At 58.8% G+C, this 21928-nt stretch carries 15 protein-coding genes, 2 tRNA genes and 3 rRNA genes; 11 read left to right on the plus strand and 9 right to left on the minus strand.

Annotated elements, in window-relative coordinates:
- From rrf to CAG25_RS02785, 7 genes are all read right to left on the minus strand, one after another.
- Positions 1 to 93, minus strand: a 5S ribosomal RNA gene (gene rrf / locus CAG25_RS02750); the annotation flags it as partial.
- Positions 94 to 250: 157 nt separating this feature from the next.
- Positions 251 to 3141, minus strand: a 23S ribosomal RNA gene (locus CAG25_RS02755).
- Positions 3142 to 3385: 244 nt separating this feature from the next.
- Positions 3386 to 3461, minus strand: a tRNA-Ala gene (locus CAG25_RS02760).
- Between the two features lie 30 nt (positions 3462 to 3491).
- A tRNA-Ile gene (locus CAG25_RS02765) sits at positions 3492 to 3568 on the minus strand.
- Positions 3569 to 3649: 81 nt separating this feature from the next.
- Positions 3650 to 5186, minus strand: a 16S ribosomal RNA gene (locus tag CAG25_RS02770).
- A gap of 632 nt (positions 5187 to 5818) precedes the next feature.
- A complete protein-coding gene (locus tag CAG25_RS02780; RefSeq protein WP_011332326.1) occupies positions 5819 to 7312 on the minus strand; it encodes a CoA-acylating methylmalonate-semialdehyde dehydrogenase in 1494 nt (497 codons plus the stop codon).
- 76 nt (positions 7313 to 7388) lie between these two features.
- Positions 7389 to 8738 carry an aspartate aminotransferase family protein gene (locus CAG25_RS02785; RefSeq protein ID WP_039773205.1) on the minus strand — a complete coding sequence of 450 codons (1350 nt, stop codon included), beginning with the start codon at positions 8736 to 8738 and terminating at the stop codon, positions 7389 to 7391.
- A gap of 139 nt (positions 8739 to 8877) precedes the next feature.
- Here CAG25_RS02785 and CAG25_RS02790 point away from each other — a divergent pair, with 139 nt between their 5' ends.
- From CAG25_RS02790 to CAG25_RS02815, 6 genes are all read left to right on the plus strand, one after another.
- Entirely contained in the window at positions 8878 to 9798 is a 921-nt protein-coding gene (locus tag CAG25_RS02790) for a LysR family transcriptional regulator (RefSeq protein WP_085613582.1), read from the plus strand.
- Between the two features lie 95 nt (positions 9799 to 9893).
- Entirely contained in the window at positions 9894 to 10544 is a 651-nt protein-coding gene (locus CAG25_RS02795) for a TetR/AcrR family transcriptional regulator (protein WP_011332324.1), read from the plus strand.
- Positions 10545 to 10552: 8 nt separating this feature from the next.
- The gene (locus tag CAG25_RS02800; protein WP_085613581.1) at positions 10553 to 11134 is read left to right on the plus strand and encodes a YigZ family protein; all 582 of its coding nucleotides are present in this window, start codon (positions 10553 to 10555) and stop codon (positions 11132 to 11134) included.
- A gap of 537 nt (positions 11135 to 11671) precedes the next feature.
- Entirely contained in the window at positions 11672 to 13222 is a 1551-nt protein-coding gene (locus CAG25_RS02805) for an ABC transporter ATP-binding protein (protein WP_085613580.1), read from the plus strand.
- A 12-nt stretch (positions 13223 to 13234) separates the two neighbouring features.
- Entirely contained in the window at positions 13235 to 14341 is a 1107-nt protein-coding gene (locus CAG25_RS02810) for an ABC transporter permease (RefSeq protein WP_085613579.1), read from the plus strand.
- Entirely contained in the window at positions 14341 to 15267 is a 927-nt protein-coding gene (locus tag CAG25_RS02815) for an ABC transporter permease (protein ID WP_085613578.1), read from the plus strand. Before CAG25_RS02810 ends, CAG25_RS02815 begins: the two co-directional genes overlap by 1 nt.
- Here the strand turns inward: CAG25_RS02815 and CAG25_RS02820 are convergent.
- A complete protein-coding gene (locus tag CAG25_RS02820) occupies positions 15264 to 15680 on the minus strand; it encodes a hypothetical protein (protein ID WP_085613583.1) in 417 nt (138 codons plus the stop codon). The genes CAG25_RS02815 and CAG25_RS02820 overlap by 4 nt on opposite strands.
- An 83-nt stretch (positions 15681 to 15763) precedes the next feature.
- Here CAG25_RS02820 and CAG25_RS02825 point away from each other — a divergent pair, with 83 nt between their 5' ends.
- The 3 genes from CAG25_RS02825 to CAG25_RS02835 all read left to right on the plus strand — a co-directional run bounded on the left by CAG25_RS02825 (position 15764) and on the right by CAG25_RS02835 (position 18379).
- Complete coding sequence (locus CAG25_RS02825) at positions 15764 to 16114, plus strand: MerR family transcriptional regulator (protein WP_064593282.1); 351 nt, start codon at positions 15764 to 15766, stop codon at positions 16112 to 16114.
- A 27-nt stretch (positions 16115 to 16141) separates the two neighbouring features.
- Positions 16142 to 16837: an SDR family oxidoreductase gene (locus CAG25_RS02830; protein WP_085613577.1), complete on the plus strand. Its 696-nt coding sequence runs from the start codon at positions 16142 to 16144 to the stop codon at positions 16835 to 16837.
- Positions 16838 to 17020: 183 nt separating this feature from the next.
- The gene (locus tag CAG25_RS02835) at positions 17021 to 18379 is read left to right on the plus strand and encodes an 8-oxoguanine deaminase (protein WP_085613576.1); all 1359 of its coding nucleotides are present in this window, start codon (positions 17021 to 17023) and stop codon (positions 18377 to 18379) included.
- Positions 18380 to 18439: 60 nt separating this feature from the next.
- Here CAG25_RS02835 and CAG25_RS02840 read toward each other — a convergent pair whose 3' ends face one another.
- Positions 18440 to 19531 carry a calcium:proton antiporter gene (locus CAG25_RS02840; protein ID WP_039773223.1) on the minus strand — a complete coding sequence of 364 codons (1092 nt, stop codon included), beginning with the start codon at positions 19529 to 19531 and terminating at the stop codon, positions 18440 to 18442.
- A gap of 287 nt (positions 19532 to 19818) precedes the next feature.
- Here CAG25_RS02840 and CAG25_RS02845 point away from each other — a divergent pair, with 287 nt between their 5' ends.
- Positions 19819 to 20892, plus strand: coding sequence for a BMP family ABC transporter substrate-binding protein (locus tag CAG25_RS02845; RefSeq protein WP_064593279.1), 1074 nt, complete (start codon positions 19819 to 19821; stop codon positions 20890 to 20892).
- Between the two features lie 56 nt (positions 20893 to 20948).
- A complete protein-coding gene (locus CAG25_RS02850) occupies positions 20949 to 21914 on the plus strand; it encodes a 2-oxoglutarate and iron-dependent oxygenase domain-containing protein (protein WP_064593278.1) in 966 nt (321 codons plus the stop codon).
- Positions 21915 to 21928: the final 14 nt, after the last annotated feature.

Genomic DNA, 21928 nt, shown 5'->3' on the forward strand with positions numbered 1-21928 from the left:
ATGGGGAAACCCCACACTACCATCGGCGATGCATCGTTTCACTTCTGAGTTCGGGATGGGATCAGGTGGTTCCAACGCTCTATGGTCGTCAAGAAATTCGGGTACTGACTCGTGACCGGATGGTCTCGCTTCAGCAAATTGGGTATGTGACAGCTGTCGGTGTTTTGTGAGCGTCGAACTTTCGGTTCATTTTCGTCTTCACACACCGCAATCTGGTCTCTTTCGAGTCTACAGATTGCTTGGGTGTTATATGGTCAAGCCTCACGGGCAATTAGTATTGGTTAGCTCAACGCCTCACAGCGCTTACACACCCAACCTATCAACGTCGTAGTCTTCGACGGCCCTTCAGGGAACTCAAGGTTCCAGTGAGATCTCATCTTGAGGCAAGTTTCCCGCTTAGATGCTTTCAGCGGTTATCTTTCCCGAACATAGCTACCCGGCAATGCCACTGGCGTGACAACCGGAACACCAGAGGTTCGTCCACTCCGGTCCTCTCGTACTAGGAGCAGCCCCTCTCAAATCTCAAACGTCCACGGCAGATAGGGACCGAACTGTCTCACGACGTTCTAAACCCAGCTCGCGTACCACTTTAAATGGCGAACAGCCATACCCTTGGGACCGGCTTCAGCCCCAGGATGTGATGAGCCGACATCGAGGTGCCAAACACCGCCGTCGATATGAACTCTTGGGCGGTATCAGCCTGTTATCCCCGGAGTACCTTTTATCCGTTGAGCGATGGCCCTTCCATACAGAACCACCGGATCACTAAGACCTACTTTCGTACCTGCTCGACGTGTCTGTCTCGCAGTCAAGCGCGCTTTTGCCTTTATACTCTACGACCGATTTCCGACCGGTCTGAGCGCACCTTCGTACTCCTCCGTTACTCTTTAGGAGGAGACCGCCCCAGTCAAACTACCCACCATACACTGTCCTCGATCCGGATAACGGACCTGAGTTAGAACCTCAAAGTTGCCAGGGTGGTATTTCAAGGATGGCTCCACGCGAACTGGCGTCCACGCTTCAAAGCCTCCCACCTATCCTACACAAGCAAATTCAAAGTCCAGTGCAAAGCTATAGTAAAGGTTCACGGGGTCTTTCCGTCTAGCCGCGGATACACTGCATCTTCACAGCGATTTCAATTTCACTGAGTCTCGGGTGGAGACAGCGCCGCCATCGTTACGCCATTCGTGCAGGTCGGAACTTACCCGACAAGGAATTTCGCTACCTTAGGACCGTTATAGTTACGGCCGCCGTTTACCGGGGCTTCGATCAAGAGCTTCGCGTTAGCTAACCCCATCAATTAACCTTCCGGCACCGGGCAGGCGTCACACCCTATACGTCCACTTTCGTGTTTGCAGAGTGCTGTGTTTTTAATAAACAGTCGCAGCGGCCTGGTATCTTCGACCGGCGTGGGCTTACGCAGCAAGTGCTTCACCCTCACCGGCGCACCTTCTCCCGAAGTTACGGTGCCATTTTGCCTAGTTCCTTCACCCGAGTTCTCTCAAGCGCCTTGGTATTCTCTACCCAACCACCTGTGTCGGTTTGGGGTACGGTTCCTGGTTATCTGAAGCTTAGAAGCTTTTCTTGGAAGCATGGCATCAACCACTTCGTCGCCTAAAGGCAACTCGTCATCAGCTCTCGGCCTTGAAACCCCGGATTTACCTAAGATTTCAGCCTACCACCTTAAACTTGGACAACCAACGCCAAGCTGGCCTAGCCTTCTCCGTCCCTCCATCGCAATAACCAGAAGTACAGGAATATTAACCTGTTTTCCATCGACTACGCTTTTCAGCCTCGCCTTAGGGACCGACTAACCCTGCGTCGATTAACGTTGCGCAGGAAACCTTGGTCTTTCGGCGTGGGTGTTTTTCACACCCATTGTCGTTACTCATGTCAGCATTCGCACTTCTGATACCTCCAGCAAGCTTCTCAACTCACCTTCACAGGCTTACAGAACGCTCCTCTACCGCATCACTTGCGTGATACCCGTAGCTTCGGTGTATGGTTTGAGCCCCGTTACATCTTCCGCGCAGGCCGACTCGACTAGTGAGCTATTACGCTTTCTTTAAAGGGTGGCTGCTTCTAAGCCAACCTCCTAGCTGTCTAAGCCTTCCCACATCGTTTCCCACTTAACCATAACTTTGGGACCTTAGCTGACGGTCTGGGTTGTTTCCCTTTTCACGACGGACGTTAGCACCCGCCGTGTGTCTCCCATGCTCGGCACTTGTAGGTATTCGGAGTTTGCATCGGTTTGGTAAGTCGGGATGACCCCCTAGCCGAAACAGTGCTCTACCCCCTACAGTGATACATGAGGCGCTACCTAAATAGCTTTCGAGGAGAACCAGCTATCTCCGAGCTTGATTAGCCTTTCACTCCGATCCACAGGTCATCCGCTAACTTTTCAACGGTAGTCGGTTCGGTCCTCCAGTCAGTGTTACCTAACCTTCAACCTGCCCATGGATAGATCGCCCGGTTTCGGGTCTATTCCCAGCGACTAGACGCCCTATTAAGACTCGCTTTCGCTACGCCTCCCCTATTCGGTTAAGCTCGCCACTGAAAATAAGTCGCTGACCCATTATACAAAAGGTACGCAGTCACAGAACAAAGTCTGCTCCCACTGCTTGTACGCATACGGTTTCAGGATCTATTTCACTCCCCTCTCCGGGGTTCTTTTCGCCTTTCCCTCACGGTACTAGTTCACTATCGGTCAGTCAGTAGTATTTAGCCTTGGAGGATGGTCCCCCCATATTCAGACAAAGTTTCTCGTGCTCCGTCCTACTCGATTTCATGACTAAGAGACTTTCGCGTACAGGGCTATCACCCACTATGGCCGCACTTTCCAGAGCGTTCCGCTAATCTCAAAGCCACTTAAGGGCTAGTCCCCGTTCGCTCGCCACTACTAAGGGAATCTCGGTTGATTTCTTTTCCTCAGGGTACTTAGATGTTTCAGTTCCCCTGGTTCGCCTCTTGCACCTATGTATTCAGTACAAGATAACCATCTTGTGATGGCTGGGTTCCCCCATTCAGACATCTCCGGATCAAAGTCTGTTTGCCGACTCCCCGAAGCTTTTCGCAGGCTACCACGTCTTTCATCGCCTCTGACTGCCAAGGCATCCACCGTATGCGCTTCTTCACTTGACCATATAACCCCAAGCAATCTGGTTATACTGTGAAGACGACATTCGCCGAAAATTCGAATTTCTCAACTAAGAGAACTCACAAATTTTACCTTAGCCTGATCACCACCAGTGAAAGTGGCCATCAGTCTATCTTTCTATCACATACCCAAATTTTTAAAGAACGAACTAGTCAAAGACTAGAAATCAACATTCACCATCACAACGATGGAATGCTCATTTCTAAGCTCTTACTTCAGAAGCAGTAGTGGTGGAGCCAAGCGGGATCGAACCGCTGACCTCCTGCGTGCAAGGCAGGCGCTCTCCCAGCTGAGCTATGGCCCCGTATTTCTACAGGCGTTTCCCACACAAAATTGGTGGGTCTGGGCAGATTCGAACTGCCGACCTCACCCTTATCAGGGGTGCGCTCTAACCAACTGAGCTACAGACCCAATTTCGGGCTGCTTCTTTCGTCTTCTTCAATGAATCAAGCAATTCGTGTGGGAACTTATGGAGCAGCTGATGTCGTCGATTAAGGAGGTGATCCAGCCGCAGGTTCCCCTACGGCTACCTTGTTACGACTTCACCCCAGTCATGAATCACACCGTGGTAACCGTCCTCCCGAAGGTTAGACTAGCTACTTCTGGTGCAACCCACTCCCATGGTGTGACGGGCGGTGTGTACAAGGCCCGGGAACGTATTCACCGCGACATTCTGATTCGCGATTACTAGCGATTCCGACTTCACGCAGTCGAGTTGCAGACTGCGATCCGGACTACGATCGGTTTTATGGGATTAGCTCCACCTCGCGGCTTGGCAACCCTTTGTACCGACCATTGTAGCACGTGTGTAGCCCAGGCCGTAAGGGCCATGATGACTTGACGTCATCCCCACCTTCCTCCGGTTTGTCACCGGCAGTCTCCTTAGAGTGCCCACCATTACGTGCTGGTAACTAAGGACAAGGGTTGCGCTCGTTACGGGACTTAACCCAACATCTCACGACACGAGCTGACGACAGCCATGCAGCACCTGTCTCAATGTTCCCGAAGGCACCAATCCATCTCTGGAAAGTTCATTGGATGTCAAGGCCTGGTAAGGTTCTTCGCGTTGCTTCGAATTAAACCACATGCTCCACCGCTTGTGCGGGCCCCCGTCAATTCATTTGAGTTTTAACCTTGCGGCCGTACTCCCCAGGCGGTCAACTTAATGCGTTAGCTGCGCCACTAAGAGCTCAAGGCTCCCAACGGCTAGTTGACATCGTTTACGGCGTGGACTACCAGGGTATCTAATCCTGTTTGCTCCCCACGCTTTCGCACCTCAGTGTCAGTATCAGTCCAGGTGGTCGCCTTCGCCACTGGTGTTCCTTCCTATATCTACGCATTTCACCGCTACACAGGAAATTCCACCACCCTCTACCATACTCTAGCTCGCCAGTTTTGGATGCAGTTCCCAGGTTGAGCCCGGGGATTTCACATCCAACTTAACGAACCACCTACGCGCGCTTTACGCCCAGTAATTCCGATTAACGCTTGCACCCTCTGTATTACCGCGGCTGCTGGCACAGAGTTAGCCGGTGCTTATTCTGTCGGTAACGTCAAAATTGCAGAGTATTAATCTACAACCCTTCCTCCCAACTTAAAGTGCTTTACAATCCGAAGACCTTCTTCACACACGCGGCATGGCTGGATCAGGCTTTCGCCCATTGTCCAATATTCCCCACTGCTGCCTCCCGTAGGAGTCTGGACCGTGTCTCAGTTCCAGTGTGACTGATCATCCTCTCAGACCAGTTACGGATCGTCGCCTTGGTGAGCCATTACCTCACCAACTAGCTAATCCGACCTAGGCTCATCTGATAGCGCAAGGCCCGAAGGTCCCCTGCTTTCTCCCGTAGGACGTATGCGGTATTAGCGTTCCTTTCGAAACGTTGTCCCCCACTACCAGGCAGATTCCTAGGCATTACTCACCCGTCCGCCGCTGAATCCAGGAGCAAGCTCCCTTCATCCGCTCGACTTGCATGTGTTAGGCCTGCCGCCAGCGTTCAATCTGAGCCATGATCAAACTCTTCAGTTCAAACATCTTTGGGTTTTGAGAAAACCCTAAACTTGGCTCAGCAATCGTTGGTTACATCTTTGATTTCTCGCGGAGTAACTTGTGATGCTGATAATCTTTCTGACTATCAGTCTGACTCCACAAGCACCCACACGAATTGCTTGATTCAGTTGTTAAAGAGCGGTTGGTTAAGATCTTTCGTCTCAACCGAGGCGCGCATTCTACAGCAGCCTCATTTGCTGTCAAGTGATTATTTTCAGAAGTTTTCGAAGATTTCTTCAACAACTTCAACCACTTGCGCTTCCGATCTCTCGTTAGCGGGAGGCGAATTCTACAGCGTTACACGCTGCTGTCAACACCTCTTTTCTCCGCTTTCGACCGAGAAGATCGAACCGTTGAAAGCACCAGAAAAACCGGCATTTCCAACTGCCTCCAGGCTTCGATGAACTGAAGCGATCTACTATCGAAACCTACTTAACTCATTGAATCTCAAGGAGTTTTCCGTTTCGACTGCGCCGGAAGTGGGGCGAATTATAGACCTCTGGAATTCGCCGTCAACCCTTATTTTCATAAATCTGTCATATCGGTCAAAAATGCCTCGAAACGCGAAGGCCGACCTTAAAAGGTCGGCCTTCTTTGCACTGCCCTTCTACTTACAAGCTAGGGAATGCGAACTGCGACGCCTCATGGCTCGCACGCTGTGGCCAGCGCTGGGTGATCGCCTTGCGACGGGTATAGAAGCGCACACCATCCGGACCGTAAGCATGCAGGTCGCCGAACAGCGAGCGCTTCCAGCCGCCGAAGCTGTGGTAAGCCACCGGCACCGGCAATGGAACGTTGACGCCGACCATGCCGACTTCGATCTCGTCGCAGAACAGACGCGCCGCTTCACCGTCACGAGTGAAGATGCAGGTGCCGTTGCCGTATTCGTGATCGTTGATCAGTTGCATCGCCTCTTCCAGGCTGTTCACCCGGACGACGCACAGCACCGGCCCGAAGATCTCTTCTTTATAGATGCGCATCTCAGGCGTGACGTTGTCGAACAGGCAGCCACCCAGGAAGAAACCTTCTTCATGACCGGCAACGCTCAGACCACGACCGTCGACCACCAGAGTCGCGCCCGCCGCCACGCCGTCCTCCACATAACCGCTGACCTTGTCACGCGCCTGACCGGTTACGAGCGGCCCCATATCCAGACCACACGAAGTGCCGGCACCGATTTTCAGCGCCTTGATCTGTGGAACCAGTTTGGCCACCAGTGCATCCGCTACCTGGTCGCCCACACACACAGCTACCGAAATCGCCATGCAGCGTTCGCCGCAGGAACCGTAAGCCGCGCCCATCAGTGCGCTGACCGCGTTGTCCAGATCCGCATCCGGCATCAGCACCGCATGGTTCTTCGCGCCGCCCAGTGCCTGTACGCGCTTGCCGCGCTTGGTGCCTTCGGCATAGATGTACTCGGCAATCGGCGTCGAACCCACGAAGCTCAGCGCTTTGACTTCCGGCGCTTCAATCAGCGCGTCCACCGCAGTCTTGTCACCGTGCACCACGCTCAACACGCCTTTTGGCAGGCCGGCTTCCAGCAACAGTTGCGCGATCAGCAGGGTCGAACTCGGATCACGCTCGGATGGTTTGAGGATGAAGCAGTTGCCGCAGACGATCGCCAGCGGATACATCCACAGCGGCACCATCGCCGGGAAGTTGAACGGGGTGATGCCGGCCACCACGCCCAGCGGCTGGAAGTCCGACCAGGCATCAATGTTCGGGCCGACGTTGCGGCTGTACTCGCCCTTGAGGATTTCCGGCGCTGCGCAGGCGAACTCGACGTTCTCGATGCCACGCTTCAGTTCACCGGCAGCATCTTCCAGAGTCTTGCCGTGTTCTTCGCTGATCAATTGCGCGATGCGTGCTTCGTTCTGCTCCAGCAGTTGCTTGAAACGGAACATCACCTGGGCACGTTTGGCCGGTGGCGTGTTGCGCCAGGCCGGGAACGCAGCCTTGGCGGCATCGATGGCGTGCTGGATGGTTTCGCGGCTGGCCAGCGGCAGCTTGTGGATAGCCTGGCCGGTGGACGGATTGAACACATCGACCGCGCGACCGTTCTCGGTCACCAGTTCGCCATTGATCAAATGCGGGATAACGCTCATCGGGGAACTCCTGAATTCTTGTGCGCAGACGCCCGCAAGGGCGCCTGCCATTGGCGTATCTATATAGAAGGAAAAATCAGTCGAGCTTGTTCAGCACTTCGCCGACCGCGTCGAACAGACGATCAAGGTCCTGCGGCTTGCTGTTGAAGGTTGGGCCGAACTGCAGGGTGTCGCCGCCGAAGCGCACGTAGAACCCGGCTTTCCACAATGCCATGCCGGCTTCGAACGGACGCACGATGGCGTCGCCGTCACGGCCCGCGATCTGGATTGCACCGGCCAGACCGAAGTTGCGAATGTCGATGACGTTCTTCGCGCCTTTCAGGCCATGCAGGGCATTTTCGAAATGCGGTGCAACTTCAGCCACGCTCTGCACCAGGTTTTCCTTTTGCAGCAGGTCGAGTGCCGCCAGGCCAGCGGCGCAAGCCACCGGGTGCGCCGAGTAGGTGTAGCCGTGCGGAAATTCCACGGCGTATTCCGGGGTCGGCTGGTTCATGAAGGTCTGGTAGATCTCGGAGCTGGCAATCACCGCGCCCATCGGGATCGCGCCGTTGGTGACTTGCTTGGCGATGCACATCAGGTCCGGGGTCACACCGAAGGTGGTGGCGCCGAACATGGTGCCGGTACGGCCGAAACCGGTGATCACTTCGTCGAACACCAGCAGGATGTTGTGCTGGTCGCAGATTTCACGCAGACGCTTCAGGTAGCCCTGCGGCGGAACCAGCACGCCAGCGGAACCGGCCATCGGCTCAACGAACACCGCAGCGATGTTCGAAGCATCGTGCAGCTCGATCAGCTTCAGCAGCTCATCGGCCAGGGCGATACCACCCTGCTCCGGCATGCCTCGGGAGAAAGCATTGCTCGCCAGCAAAGTGTGCGGCAGGTGATCGACATCCATCATCGCCTGACCGAACAGCTTGCGGTTGCCATTAACGCCACCGAGGCTGGTGCCGGCGATGTTCACACCGTGATAGCCACGGGCGCGGCCGATCATTTTGGTCTTGGTCGACTGGCCTTTCAGGCGCCAGTAGGCGCGGACCATTTTCACCGCGGTATCGGCGCACTCAGAACCGGAGTCGGTGAAGAACACATGATTCAGGTTGCCCGGCGTCAGATCAGTGATTTTCTCCGCCAGCTGGAACGACAGCGGGTGGCCGTACTGGAAGCCCGGGGAGTAATCGAGAGTGCCTAATTGCCTGGCCACCGCTTCCTGGATTTCCTTGCGGGTATGCCCGGCGCCGCAGGTCCACAGACCGGACAGCGAGTCGTACACCTTGCGGCCCTTGTCGTCGATCAGCCAGCTGCCTTCGGCACCGACGATCAGGCGCGGGTCGCGCTGAAAGTTGCGGTTGGCGGTGTACGGCATCCAGTGCGCGTCCAGCTTCAGTTGGCTGGCCAGTGGCGACGGCGCGTTTTCAGGCATGTTCATCGGGCAAAACCTCGCAGGGCAATAAGCTTCAGAGAGATAGAAAGCGTTGTTGCAGCTAAATTGCCACGGGGATAAAGTCGGTGAAATTCAACTCTTCTAACCTTCAGTTAGAACTCTGCTAAACAATGAGAACACCAGCATGAGCAGCCGCCGCCCCGATCCACTGGCCCAGGTCAGTGACTTTGACATTCGCCTGCTGCGGATTTTTCGCAGCGTGGTGGAGTGCGGTGGCTTCTCGGCGGCGGAAACCGTACTCGGCATCGGTCGCTCGGCGATCAGCCAGCAGATGAGTGATCTGGAACAACGTCTCGGCCTGCGTCTGTGCCAACGCGGGCGCGCCGGTTTCTCCCTGACCGAAGAAGGCCGCGAGGTCTATCAATCGGCGTTACAGCTACTAAGTGCACTGGAAAGTTTTCGCACCGAGGTCAACGGCCTGCACCAGCACTTGCGCGGTGAGCTGATCATCGGCCTGACCGACAACCTCGTCACCCTGCCCCACATGCGCATCACCCACGCACTGGCGCAATTGAAGGAACGCGGGCCAGACGTGCAAATCCAGATCCGCATGATCGCCCCCAACGAAGTCGAACAAGGTGTGCTCGACGGTCGCCTGCATGTCGGCGTGGTGCCGCAGGCCAGTGCGTTGTCGGGACTGGAATATCAGCCGTTGTACAGCGAGCGCTCGTTGCTCTACTGCGCAGTTGGTCATCCGCTGTTTTACGTCGACGATAAACAGTTGGATGACGAGCGCCTCAACAGTCAGGACGCCATCGCCCCGACTTTCCGTTTGCCGGCGGAGATCCAGGAGCACTATCAGGCGCTCAACTGCACCGCCAGCGCTTCCGACCGCGAAGGCATGGCGTTCCTGATTCTGACCGGGCGCTACATCGGCTACCTGCCGGATCACTACGCCAGTCTCTGGGTTCAACAAGGTCGCTTGCGCGCACTCAAGGCCAGTACCCGCTTCTATGATTTGAGCCTGGCCTCGGTCACCCGCAAGGGTCGCCGCCCTCATCTGGTACTGGAAAGCTTTCTCGAAAGCCTGGCCGCCACCCGCTGACGACCGTGGTTTTATTCGCCCGGGGCTTGTCCCGCGCCGGTGGTTGCGCTATCAACGCAACTGGTTGCACCCCACAGACAAACCCGGAAGTGCCTATGACCTTTGAAGTCCCAGCCCACGGCGGCAAACCCGCCAGCCGCATTCGTCAGAAGAACGAAGAGACCATCATCAAAGCCGCCGAAGACGAGTTCGCCCGTCACGGGTACAAAGGCACGAGTATGAACACCATCGCCACCAAGGCCGGACTGCCCAAGGCGAACCTGCATTACTACTTCACCAACAAGCTCGGGTTGTACGTGGCGGTGCTGAGCAACATCCTTCAATTGTGGGACAGCACCTTCAATACCCTGACGGCCGAGGACGATCCGGCCGAAGCGCTGACCCGCTACATCCGCGCGAAAATGGAATTCTCCCGTCGCCAGCCGCAAGCGTCGCGGATCTTCGCGATGGAAGTGATCAGCGGCGGCGAATGCCTGACCGAATATTTCAATCAGGATTACCGCGCCTGGTTCCAGGGCCGCGCCGGCGTGTTCCAGGCCTGGATCGACGCGGGCAAAATGGATCCGGTCGACCCGGTGCACCTGATCTTCCTGTTGTGGGGCAGCACCCAGCATTACGCCGACTTCGCCACCCAGATCTGCCGGGTGACCGGTCGCAGCAAGTTGACCAAACAGGACATGGAAGACGCCGGCAACAACCTGATCCGCATCATCCTCAAAGGCTGCGGCCTCACTTCTTCTATATAAGTCGTTTTATGCCATTCACCCTCAGCGGCTTTTGCGAGTTCCGCGAAGAAATCCGCAAAAGCCGTTTCATCACCTTCGCCGCGCCGATCGGCAGCCCCGCTGAGGCGCAAGCCTTCATCGAGCAACACAGCGACTTGAACGCTTCGCACAATTGCTGGGCGTGGAAGCTCGGCGATCAATACCGCAGCAATGACGACGGCGAACCCGGTGGCACTGCCGGGCGGCCGATCCTCGCGGCCATCGAAGCGCAGGACTGCGATCAGGTCGCGGTGCTGGTGATCCGCTGGTACGGCGGCATTCAACTGGGCACCGGCGGTCTGGCCCGGGCCTATGGCGGCGGCGCCAACAAATGCCTGCAAGCCGCGCCGAAGATCGAGTTGATCAGTCGCGTGCCCGTGCGTTGCGCTTGCGCCTTTGGCGAACTGGCGCTGGTGAAACTGCGGGTCGCGGATCTGGGCGGATTGGTGATCGAAGAAAACTTCACCGCCAACGGCGTCGAATTGCAACTGGCCGTGGGCGAAGCACACATCGAGCTGTTGCAGAATCAGTTGGCCGATCTGAGCCGCGGGCGAATCCTGCTGCAGCGTTGAAGCCCCGCCATGTTTTGGGGCACCAGCCCGTTTGCTTATGCCCGAGACTTGCCCACATCCGCTGTGCACCCGGCTGTGGATAACCTGAGCACAGGAGGCTGTAACCCTTCTGTCACGTGGCTTTGCGGGATTTGCTCACTTTTCGTCCAATCGCCCATCGCAATGAACAATTTCACGTAAAAACAATCGCTTAGCGTTGTTTATCGCCTTTAGAAGAAAGCCCGGCAGTGCTTATGCCCGGGATTTTGTCTTGCGCACAAATACTGTGGAGCAACCTGTGGATAAGCCGTTCATGGCTGGCGCAGTCGCAGGTTCTGCATGGCTTCGGCGGGGTTGCTCGTTTTTTGATCAGCCAGTTGCGGGCAAAACTGGAGCCTGATCAAAGGCTTTGCCCTCAAGTGGTGCCGTGCAGGCAACCGAATTCGATTCACAGGCTCTGCGCCACAGGCTGGCAAACAGCAGCCACCTGCGTTCCTGACTCAATGGCCAGGAAATTGCTTTATCCACAGGCACAACTCCAAGCAACCCGAGCCTGTCATGCCAAACCCCACGTCCACACCGCAGCTGCAACTGCGCCAAATCAGCAAACGTTATCCCGGTTGCCTTGCCAATGACGCCATCGACCTGAGCATCGTCCCCGGTGAAATCCACGCGCTGCTCGGTGAAAACGGTGCAGGCAAAAGCACGTTGATGAAGATCATCTACGGCGTCACCCAGGCCGATTCGGGTGAGATGCTGTGGCAGGGTCAACCGGTGACTATGCGCAACCCGGCCCAGGCGCGGCAGTTGGGCATCGGCATGGTGTTCCAGCATTTCTCGCTGTTCGAGACCTTGAGCGTGGCGCAGAACATTGCATTGGCGATGGGTGCAGCGGCCGGTTCGCCGAAACAGCTTGAGGCGAAAATCCGTGAAGTGTCGCGCCGATATGGCATGGCGCTGGAACCTCAGCGACTTGTCCACAGCCTGTCGATCGGCGAGCGGCAACGGGTCGAGATCGTGCGTTGCCTGATGCAGGACATTCGCCTGCTGATTCTCGACGAACCGACCTCGGTGCTCACGCCGCAGGAAGCCGAAGAGTTGTTCATCACCCTGCGCCGGCTCGCGGCCGAAGGCTGCAGCGTTCTGTTCATCAGCCACAAACTTGGCGAGGTCCGCGCCTTGTGCCACAGCGCCACAGTGTTGCGTGGTGGTCGGGTGGCCGGGCATTGCGTGCCCGCAGACTGCACTGATCGGCAACTGGCGCAATTGATGGTGGGCGACGCCGCGACATCGATCGGCGAGTTCACGAAGGTCACCGGTGGCGCGGCGTTCTTGCAGGTCAGCGGTCTGAACTGGCACAACCCGGATCCGTTCGGTTGCTCCCTGAGCGACATCGATCTGCAGGTGCGCAGCGGTGAAATCGTCGGCATCGCCGGCGTGGCGGGCAACGGGCAGGACGAGCTTCTGGCATTGCTCAGCGGCGAACAGACATTACCCCGCGACGCAGCGCAAACCATCTGCTTCCAGGAACACCTCGTCGCCGATCAGCGCCCGGATGCCCGACGCAAACTCGGCCTGGCGTTCGTCCCCGCCGAACGCCTCGGGCATGGCGCGGTGCCGGACATGAGCCTGGCGGACAACGCCCTGCTCACCGCCTTTCAACAAGGCCTGGTCAGCCACGGCTTGATCGAGCGCGGCAAGGTCGAAGCCCTCGCCCAAACGATCATCCAGCGCTTCGGCGTGAAAACCCCGGACACCCAGACCGCCGCCCGCAGCCTGTCCGGCGGCAACCTGCAGAAATTCATCCTCGGCCGGGAAATCCTCCAGCAACCGAAACTGCTGATCGCCGCGCACCCGACCTGGGGCGTGGATGTCGGCGCGGCGGCCACCATTCACCGGGCGCTGATTGCCCTGCGCGATGCCGGGGCGGCGATTCTGGTGATCTCCGAAGACCTCGACGAACTGTTCCAGATCAGCGACCGCCTCGGCGCGCTGTGCGGCGGGCGCCTGTCGGGGTTGCAGGACACGGCGCAAACCCGCCTCAGCGACGTCGGCGGCTGGATGGCCGGCCAGTTCGACACCCCTCAATCACAACCGGCCACGGTTTAACGGAGTTTTCCCATGTTGCTTTCCCTCGAACCCCGTGGCCGGCAATCACGGCTGATGCTGTGGTGCTCGCCGGTGCTGGCGGCGGTGCTGACGCTGGTCTGCGGATCGTTGCTGTTCATCGCCCTCGGTCACGACCCGCTGAAAACCCTGCACACGTTATTGATCGCCCCGGTCAGCGACCTGTATGGCGTCTCCGAGCTGCTGGTCAAAACCCTGCCGATTCTGCTGTGTGCACTGGGCCTCGCGGTGGCCTATCAGGCGCGGATCTGGAACATCGGTGCCGAAGGCCAGTTGCTGCTCGGCGCGCTGGCCGGCAGTGCGCTGGCGGTGAACATCATCGACATGCAAAGCCGCTGGGCGCTGGTGCTGATCCTGCTGACCGGCACGTTCGCCGGCGCCGCCTGGGCCGGGCTCACCGCCTGGTTGCGTACCCGCTTCAACGCCAACGAAATCCTCACCAGCATCATGCTCAACTACATCGCGCTGAACCTGTTGCTGTTCTGCGTACACGGGCCGCTGAAGGATCCGGCCGGATTCAATTTTCCCGAATCGGCAATGTTCAGCGACGCCAGCCGCCTGCCGCTGTTAATGGAGGACGGTCGGGCACACATCGGCGTGTATTTCGCCTTGCTCGCGCTGGTCGCGGTGTGGGTGTTGCTGCAGAAAAGCTTCGTCGGTTTCCAGATCAAGGTGCTGGGGCTGGACAAGCGTGCAGCAGGATTTGTCGGGTTTCGCGAGAAGCGTCTGATCTGGCTCGCACTGCTGATCAGCGGAGGATTGGCGGGACTGGCCGGTGTCTGCGAAGTCACCGGACCGATCGGCCAACTGGTGCCGCAGGTCTCGCCGGGCTACGGCTACGCGGCGATCACCGTGGCATTTCTCGGCAGGCTCAATCCTATCGGCATTCTGTTTTCCAGCCTGTTGATGGCACTGCTGTACATCGGCGGAGAGAGCGCGCAGATGACACTGAATCTGCCGCAGGCGATCACTCAGCTGTTCCAGGGAATGATGCTGTTTTTCCTGCTGGCCTGTGACGTGCTGATCCTCTATCGGCCACGCCTGAACCTGCGCTGGGTGCGGCGCACTTCTACCACCGCCGTAGCCGCCGGAGCGCTGTGATGGATATCGATCTGTTGAGCAATATTTTCTACGCCATGGTGCGCTGCGGTACGCCACTGCTGCTGGTGGCGTTGGGTGAATTGATCTGCGAGAAGAGCGGCGTACTCAACCTCGGCCAGGAAGGCATGATGCTGTTTGGCGCGGTGATCGGTTTCATCGTCGCGTTCAACAGCGGCAACCTGTGGCTCGGCGTGGTGCTGGCGATGCTCGCCGGGATGTTGCTGTCGTCGCTGTTTGCTCTGGTGGCGCTGGTGTTCAACGCCAATCAGGTGGCGACCGGGCTGGCGCTGACAATTTTTGGCGTCGGCCTGTCGACCTTTGTCGGCGCGGCGTGGGTCGGCAAACCGCTGGCGGGATTCGAGCCGCTGGCGATTCCCTACCTGAGCGAAATCCCGTTGATCGGCCGCATGCTGTTTGCCCAGGATCTGCTGGTGTACCTGTCGTTCGTACTGTTTGCGCTGGTGGCGTGGGTGATCGTGAAAAGCCGTGTCGGGCTGATCATTCAAGCGGTCGGTGAGAACCCGGATGCGGCCAGTGCCATGGGATTGCCGGTGCTGACCGTACGCACACTGGCGGTGCTGTTCGGCGGCGCGATGGCCGGACTGGCCGGCGCATATCTGTCACTGGCGTATACGCCGATGTGGGCCGAGAATATGACCGCCGGACGCGGCTGGATCGCGCTGGCGCTGGTGGTGTTCGCCAGTTGGCGGGTGTGGCGCTTGCTGCTCGGTGCGTATCTGTTCGGACTCGCCAGCATCCTGCACCTGGTGGCGCAGGGGTTGGGGCTGGCGATTCCTTCGAGTCTGCTGGCGATGCTGCCGTATGTCGCGACGATTCTGGTGCTGGTGTTGTTGTCGCGGGATGCGCTGCGTACACGGTTGTACGCGCCGGTATCACTGGGGCAGCCGTGGCAGGCCGGGCACTAAGCCGTGACGGCTCGCGACAGCGGCCGGACCGGCAACGCCTGAGCGATGCCCCACGCCACTTCGAGAACCAGGAATCCCACCACCAACGAACTGGCGCCGTGGGCCAGGGCATACGTCATCCACGCGGCGAACAGAAACCGCGTCACCGCGTCATAGCGCCCATAAACCGGCTGCGGATCACGAATCCGCAGCACTGCCCACATGCACACCACCGAACCGAACAAATTGGCTATCAACAGGTGCGCAGGTTCGAACGGCGGCAGCTCGCCGGGCAGCTCCAGCGCCTGACTCAGCGCCGTCAGCAACCCGTGCAACACAGCAAAACTCCACGGTGTGACAAACGCCGCCGTCACGATCAAGTCATACCAGGCACTGCCGCGCACCAACTGCCGATATTGCGTTGAAGTCCACATCATCCTTGCTCCGAAAATTCAGGGAGCAACCACGGTAAAGCCTGGAGTATGCTCCAGGGTCAAACACTTTCGAGACCTGCAAGATGCGCATCGGTGAGTTGGCCCAGGCCTGCGATGTCAGCCGTGACACGCTGCGTTTTTACGAGGAGCGCGGATTGATCGCGGCGCAACGCAGCGCCAACGGTTATCGCGACTATCCGCCGGAGATGGTGCAATTGGTGCTCTACATCAAAACGGCGCAGCGTCTGGGCTTTACTCTCGGCGAGATCGGCAGCAGCGTTGGCGCGCTGTGGCAATCGCCAAATCCTGACACCACCGTCACGCAACTGCTGCAAGACAAACTCAAGCTGGTCGAAACCCGCATGGCCGAACTCGGTGAGTTGCGCCAGGAGTTGCAGCATCGGCTCGGTCAACGTTGTCCATTGAACCCGTGATCTTTCAACTTTCAAGGAAAGCCAATCATGTCCGCACTTAATCCTGCCAAGCACGCATTGATCATCGGCGCCTCCCGGGGCCTGGGCCTGGGACTGGTGAAAACCCTGCTGGCCGACGGCTGGCAAGTCACCGCCACGGTTCGCAATCCTTCCAACGCCGAGGCTCTCGAAGCACTGGGCAACGTGCAAATCGAAAAACTCGACATGGACGACCAGCAAGCGGTGATCGCCCTGAGCCAGAAGTTCAAGGGCGAGACCTTCGACCTGCTGTTCGTCAACGCAGGGGTCAAAGGCCCCGAAGTGCAGACCCCGGGCGGCGCGACGCTGGCGGAAGTCGGTCAGTTGTTCTTCACCAACGCGGTGGCACCGATCAATCTGGCCCAGCGCTTTGTCGGGCAGATCCGCGACGGCAGCGGCGTGCTGGCGTTCATGAGTTCGGTGCTCGGCAGCGTGACCATGCCCGACGCGCCGGAACTGGCACTGTACAAGGCCAGCAAAGCGGCGCTGAACTCGATGACCAACAGCTTCGTCACGCAGTTGGGCGAGCAGAAACTTACGGTGCTGTCGCTGCATCCGGGCTGGGTGAAAACCGACATGGGCGGCGAAGGTGCCGACATCGACGTGGAGACCAGCACCCGTGGCCTGGTGGATCAGGTGGATGCGTTCGCCGGCAAGGGCGGCCATCACTTCGTGAACTACAAGGGTGAAACCATTCCCTGGTAATCACTGGACCCTGTGGGGGCTCACCCCCACAGGGTTATCCCGGTGTCTGGTCGGGTTGGGCTTGCCCGTCGCAACATTTTGTTCGAAACTCCGCACCTCGTCCTTCGCGGCGACCCTGGATCAGCAGACAGGGCAACACTGAGCTGGCAACCCTGAACCCAACTTTCAGAGGAGCCGGCCACAATGCCTGCGACCCGTATCTGGTTAAAAAATCCCCTCGCCATTTTCACGGCCAACGGTCTCGATGCCCGTGGCGGTCTGGTCCTGCAAGACGGTGTGATCACCGAAGTGCTCGGCGCCGGCCAGCAGCCATCGACCCCATGCAACGAAGTGTTCGACGCCCGTGAACACGTGATCCTGCCGGGCCTGATCAACACCCATCACCACTTCTATCAGACCCTGACCCGTGCCTGGGCGCCGGTGGTCAATCAGCCGTTGTTTCCGTGGCTGAAAACCCTGTACCCGGTCTGGGCGCGCCTGACGCCGGAAAAACTCGCCCTCGCCAGCAAAGTTGCGCTGGCCGAGTTGCTGTTGTCGGGTTGCACCACCGCCGCCGACCATCACTACCTGTTCCCGGATGGCCTGGAAAACGCCATCGACGTGCAAGTCGAAACCGTGCGCGAACTGGGCATGCGCGCCATGCTCACCCGTGGTTCGATGAGCCTCGGCGAGAAGGACGGCGGCCTGCCTCCGCAGCAGACCGTGCAGGAAGGCCAGGTGATTCTCGACGACAGTCAGCGCCTGATCCACGAGTACCACGAACGTGGCGACGGCGCGCAGATCCAGATCGCTCTGGCGCCGTGCTCGCCGTTCTCGGTGACCCCGGAAATCATGTCCGCCAGCGCCGAACTGGCGAACAAACTCGATGTGCGCTTGCACACTCACCTCGCCGAAACCCTCGACGAAGAAGACTTCTGCCTGCAACGCTTCGGCCTGCGCACGGTGGATTATCTGGACAGCGTCGGCTGGCTCGGCCCGCGCACGTGGCTGGCCCACGGCATCCATTTCAACCCCGACGAAATCGCCCGTCTCGGCGCGGCGGGCACCGGTATCTGTCATTGCCCGAGCTCGAACATGCGTCTGGCGTCCGGCATCTGCCCGAGCATCGAACTGACCGATGCCGGCGCGTTGTTCGGTCTCGGCGTGGATGGCTCGGCGTCCAACGATGCGTCGAACATGATCCTCGAAGCGCGTCAGGCCCTGTACATCCAGCGCTTGCGTTACGGCGCCGAGAAGATCACTCCGGAACGTGTGCTGGGCTGGGCGACCAAGGGTTCGGCGAGCCTGCTGGGTCGCACCGACATCGGTGAACTGGCGGTCGGCAAGCAGGCGGATCTGGCGTTGTTCAAGCTCGATGAACTGCGCTTCTCCGGCAGCCATGACCCGATTTCGGCGTTGCTGCTGTGCGGCGCGGACCGGGCGGATCGGGTGATGGTCGGTGGCAAATGGCGAGTGGTTGACGGGCAGGTTGAAGGGCTGGATCTCAAAGGCCTGATTGCCGATCACAGCCAGGCGGCTCGGCAGTTGATTGCCGGTAACTGATCCAAGCGGAAGTCTGAATGTGGGAGCGGGCTTGCTCCCACATTTGGTTTTGTGATCGGCTCAGAGACCAAGCAGCGACAACATGATGAACGTCGCAAACAGCACAAAGTGAGTCATGCCCTCGATGGCGTTGGTCTCGCCGTCATTGAGGTTGATCGCGCTGACGATCAGCGTGATGAAGATCATCACCGTCTGCACCGGCGTCATCGCCATCTGAAACGGCTGCCCGGTGTAGAGCGCCATCGCCTCCATCACCGGCACCGTCAGGATCACCGTCGACAACGAAGCCCCCATCGCAATGTTGACCACCGACTGCATACGGTTGGCCAACGCCGCGCGCAACGCGGTCAGAATCTCCGGCGCCGCGGAAATCGCTGCCACCAGAATCGCCGTGATCACTGGTGGTGCGCCCGTCCCTTCCAGGCCCAGATCGAGGGTCTTGGACATCACCTCGGCCAGTGCGCCGATCACCACCACACCGAACACCAGAATGCCGATCGACAGCGCCAGGCTGACCGGTTTCGGCTCTTGTTCCACCGGCTCTTTCTTGCGGCGTTTGTCCGGGTAGCTGTAGCTGAAAAAGTAACTGTGCGGCCCGACCTGCATGCGCAGGAACAACGCATAAAGCACCACCATCGCGCCGATGGTGAAGGCCGAATAGATTTTCCAGTTGGCCTCGGGAATGAACTCCGGCACCACCATCGACACGCCCATGGCGGTGAGAATCATCACGCTGTAACTGCGGGCCGAATCGTCGTTGTAGGACTGCTCGCCATGCTTGATCCCGCCCATCAGCGCGGCGAGGCCGAGGATGCCGTTGATGTCGAGCATCACCGCCGAATAGATCGTGTCGCGTACCAGTGTGGCCGAAGCTTCGTTGCTCATCATGATCGCCAGGATCACCACTTCCACCAGCACGGCGGCGAGGGTCAGGATCATCGTGCCGTACGGATCGCCGACTTTTTCCGCGAGCAGTTCAGCCTGATGGGCAACGCGCATCGAGGCGGCGACGATGAAGGCGATCAGCACCAGCCCGGCCGTCAGCGCGACAAACTGGCCACTGTGCAGCAGCCAGTGCTCCAGCGGATACGCAACACAGGTGGCGATGACGGCCAACAGCAGAAAGCTTTCTTGCTTGAGGATGGTGAACATGACGGGCCTTTTTGCCGAAGAGTGCGAATGAGCTACTGACTGCGGGGTGGCGCTAACGTTTCGTTACACCTTAGCGCACCAGTGGATGGCAGCTTTATCTACGCCTGCACTTTTATTGGACTTTACGGCCTCTTCGCGAGCAAGCCCGCTCCCACAGGGATCGCGGTGCTTTTGTGGGAGCGGGCTTGCTCGCGAAGGCCTCGCCGCGATTTCGACTCGATTTGTTGTCCGCTTGGTCAGCCTTTTGCATTGCCCTCCCCACACACAACAAAAGGGAGTTCGCGTTCATGCAAAAACGTCCACTGCAAACACTGCTGTGCATCGCCATGGGCCTTGGCCTCAGCCTGAGCGCCAGTGCCGCCGATCCACTGAAAGTCGGCTTCGTCTACATCGGCCCCATCGGCGACCACGGCTGGACGTATCAGCATGAACAGGGGCGCAAGGCGCTGGCGGAAAAACTCGGCACGCAGATCACCACCAATTACGTGGAAAACGTCGCCGAAGGCGCCGACGCCGAGCGGGTGATCCGCAACATGGCCAAGGACAATTACGACCTGATCTTCACCACCTCTTTCGGCTACATGAACCCGACGGTGAAAGTCGCCAAACAGTTTCCCAAAGTGACCTTCGAACATGCCACGGGCTACAAGCAGGACAAGAATCTCGGCACCTATCTCGCGCGTACGTATGAGGGCCGTTACGTCGGTGGTTTCCTCGCGGCGAAGATGACCAAGAGCAAAAAAATCGGCTACGTCGCCTCGTTCCCGATCCCCGAAGTGATCCGTGACATCAACGCCATTCAACTGGCCTTGAACAAGTACAACCCCGGCACCGAAATCAAAGTGGTGTGGGTCAACTCGTGGTTCGACCCAGGCAAGGAGGCCGACGCGGCCAACGCGCTGATCGATCAGGGCGTGGACGTGGTGTTCCAGCACACCGACAGCCCGGCGCCGATCCAGGCCGCCGAGCGACGCGGCGTGTACGCCGTGGGCTACGCTTCGGACATGGCGCACTTCGGGCCGAAAGCGGTGCTGACCTCGATCGTCAACGACTGGGCGCCGCACTACATTCAAGCGACCCAGAGCGTGATCGACCACAACTGGAAATCCCAGGACTACTGGGGCGGATTGAAGGAAGGCACGGTCGAACTGCCGATCAGCGACCTGGTGCCGGCACCGGTGAAGGCCGAAGCCGAGCAGATCATCGCCGACATCAAGAGCGGCGCCCTGCAACCGTTCACCGGGCCGATCAAGGATCAGGCCGGCGTCGAGAAAATCCCGGCGGGGGTCAGCGCCACCAACGCCGAACTGGCGTCGATGAATTACTACGTCGAAGGCATGAAGGCCGAGATGCCGAAGTAATCCACCTGCCCCTGACCGCTCCTCTGCATGGGAGCGGTCGCTAACGAGCATTCGAAATGAACCAACTCCCGATCATCGACATCTCGCCGCTCTACTCCGACGACCAGAACGCCTGGCCGGCCGTCGCCGAACAGATCGACCACGCTTGCCGCGAATGGGGATTTTTCTACATCAAGGGTCACCCGATTTCTGCGCAGCGCATCGAATCCCTGCTCGATCACGCCCGGCACTTCTTCGCGCTGCCGAGCGCGGAAAAACTCAAGATCGACATCACCCAGACCGTCCATCATCGCGGCTACGGCGCCATCGCCACCGAACAGCTCGACCCGGACAAACCCAGCGATCTCAAGGAAACCTTCGACATGGGCCTGCACCTGCCGGCCGATCATCCCGAGGTGCTGGCAGGAAAACCGTTACGTGGCCCCAACCGTCATCCGGCCATCCCTGGCTGGGAGGCGCTGATGGAGCAGCACTACCTCGACATGCAGGCCCTGGCGCAAACCCTGTTGCGGGCCATGACGTTAGCGCTGGGCATCGAGCGCGACTTCTTCGATACACGCTTCAACGAACCGGTCAGCGTGCTGCGGATGATCCATTACCCACCGCGCCACACCGCCAGTTCCGCCGAACAGCAAGGTGCCGGCGCGCACACCGATTACGGCTGCATCACGCTGCTGTATCAGGACAGCGCCGGCGGCCTGCAGGTGAAGAACGTCAACGGCCAGTGGATCGACGCACCGCCCATCGACGGCACCTTCGTGGTCAACCTCGGCGACATGATGGCGCGCTGGAGCAATGACCGTTATCGCTCGACCCCGCACCGGGTGATCAGCCCTCTCGGGGTGGATCGCTACTCGATGCCGTTCTTCGCCGAGCCGCACCCGGACACCCGTATCGAATGCCTGCCCGGTTGCCAGGACGCACAGCATCCTGCGAAATATCCGACCACCACCTGCGCCGAATTCCTGCTGTCGCGCTTCGCCGATACCTACGCCTATCGACGGGAGCAGGAAGCGGTGTGATGGATCGGTTGGTC

This window comes from Pseudomonas sp. B16(2017), from assembly GCF_002113205.1.
Taxonomy (GTDB): domain Bacteria; phylum Pseudomonadota; class Gammaproteobacteria; order Pseudomonadales; family Pseudomonadaceae; genus Aquipseudomonas; species Aquipseudomonas pharyngis.

Coding starts and splice junctions, on each gene's coding strand:
- CAG25_RS02815 (WP_085613578.1), top strand. CDS start 14,341: ATGGATATCGATCTGTTGAGCAATATTTTCTACGCCATGGTGCGCTGC.
- CAG25_RS02795 (WP_011332324.1), top strand. CDS start 9,894: ATGACCTTTGAAGTCCCAGCCCACGGCGGCAAACCCGCCAGCCGCATT.
- CAG25_RS02850 (WP_064593278.1), top strand. CDS start 20,949: ATGAACCAACTCCCGATCATCGACATCTCGCCGCTCTACTCCGACGAC.
- CAG25_RS02840 (WP_039773223.1), bottom strand. CDS start 19,531: ATGTTCACCATCCTCAAGCAAGAAAGCTTTCTGCTGTTGGCCGTCATC.
- CAG25_RS02835 (WP_085613576.1), top strand. CDS start 17,021: ATGCCTGCGACCCGTATCTGGTTAAAAAATCCCCTCGCCATTTTCACG.
- CAG25_RS02800 (WP_085613581.1), top strand. CDS start 10,553: ATGCCATTCACCCTCAGCGGCTTTTGCGAGTTCCGCGAAGAAATCCGC.
- CAG25_RS02810 (WP_085613579.1), top strand. CDS start 13,235: ATGTTGCTTTCCCTCGAACCCCGTGGCCGGCAATCACGGCTGATGCTG.
- CAG25_RS02830 (WP_085613577.1), top strand. CDS start 16,142: ATGTCCGCACTTAATCCTGCCAAGCACGCATTGATCATCGGCGCCTCC.
- CAG25_RS02820 (WP_085613583.1), bottom strand. CDS start 15,680: ATGTGGACTTCAACGCAATATCGGCAGTTGGTGCGCGGCAGTGCCTGG.
- CAG25_RS02780 (WP_011332326.1), bottom strand. CDS start 7,312: ATGAGCGTTATCCCGCATTTGATCAATGGCGAACTGGTGACCGAGAAC.
- CAG25_RS02825 (WP_064593282.1), top strand. CDS start 15,764: ATGCGCATCGGTGAGTTGGCCCAGGCCTGCGATGTCAGCCGTGACACG.
- CAG25_RS02805 (WP_085613580.1), top strand. CDS start 11,672: ATGCCAAACCCCACGTCCACACCGCAGCTGCAACTGCGCCAAATCAGC.
- CAG25_RS02785 (WP_039773205.1), bottom strand. CDS start 8,738: ATGAACATGCCTGAAAACGCGCCGTCGCCACTGGCCAGCCAACTGAAG.
- CAG25_RS02845 (WP_064593279.1), top strand. CDS start 19,819: ATGCAAAAACGTCCACTGCAAACACTGCTGTGCATCGCCATGGGCCTT.
- CAG25_RS02790 (WP_085613582.1), top strand. CDS start 8,878: ATGAGCAGCCGCCGCCCCGATCCACTGGCCCAGGTCAGTGACTTTGAC.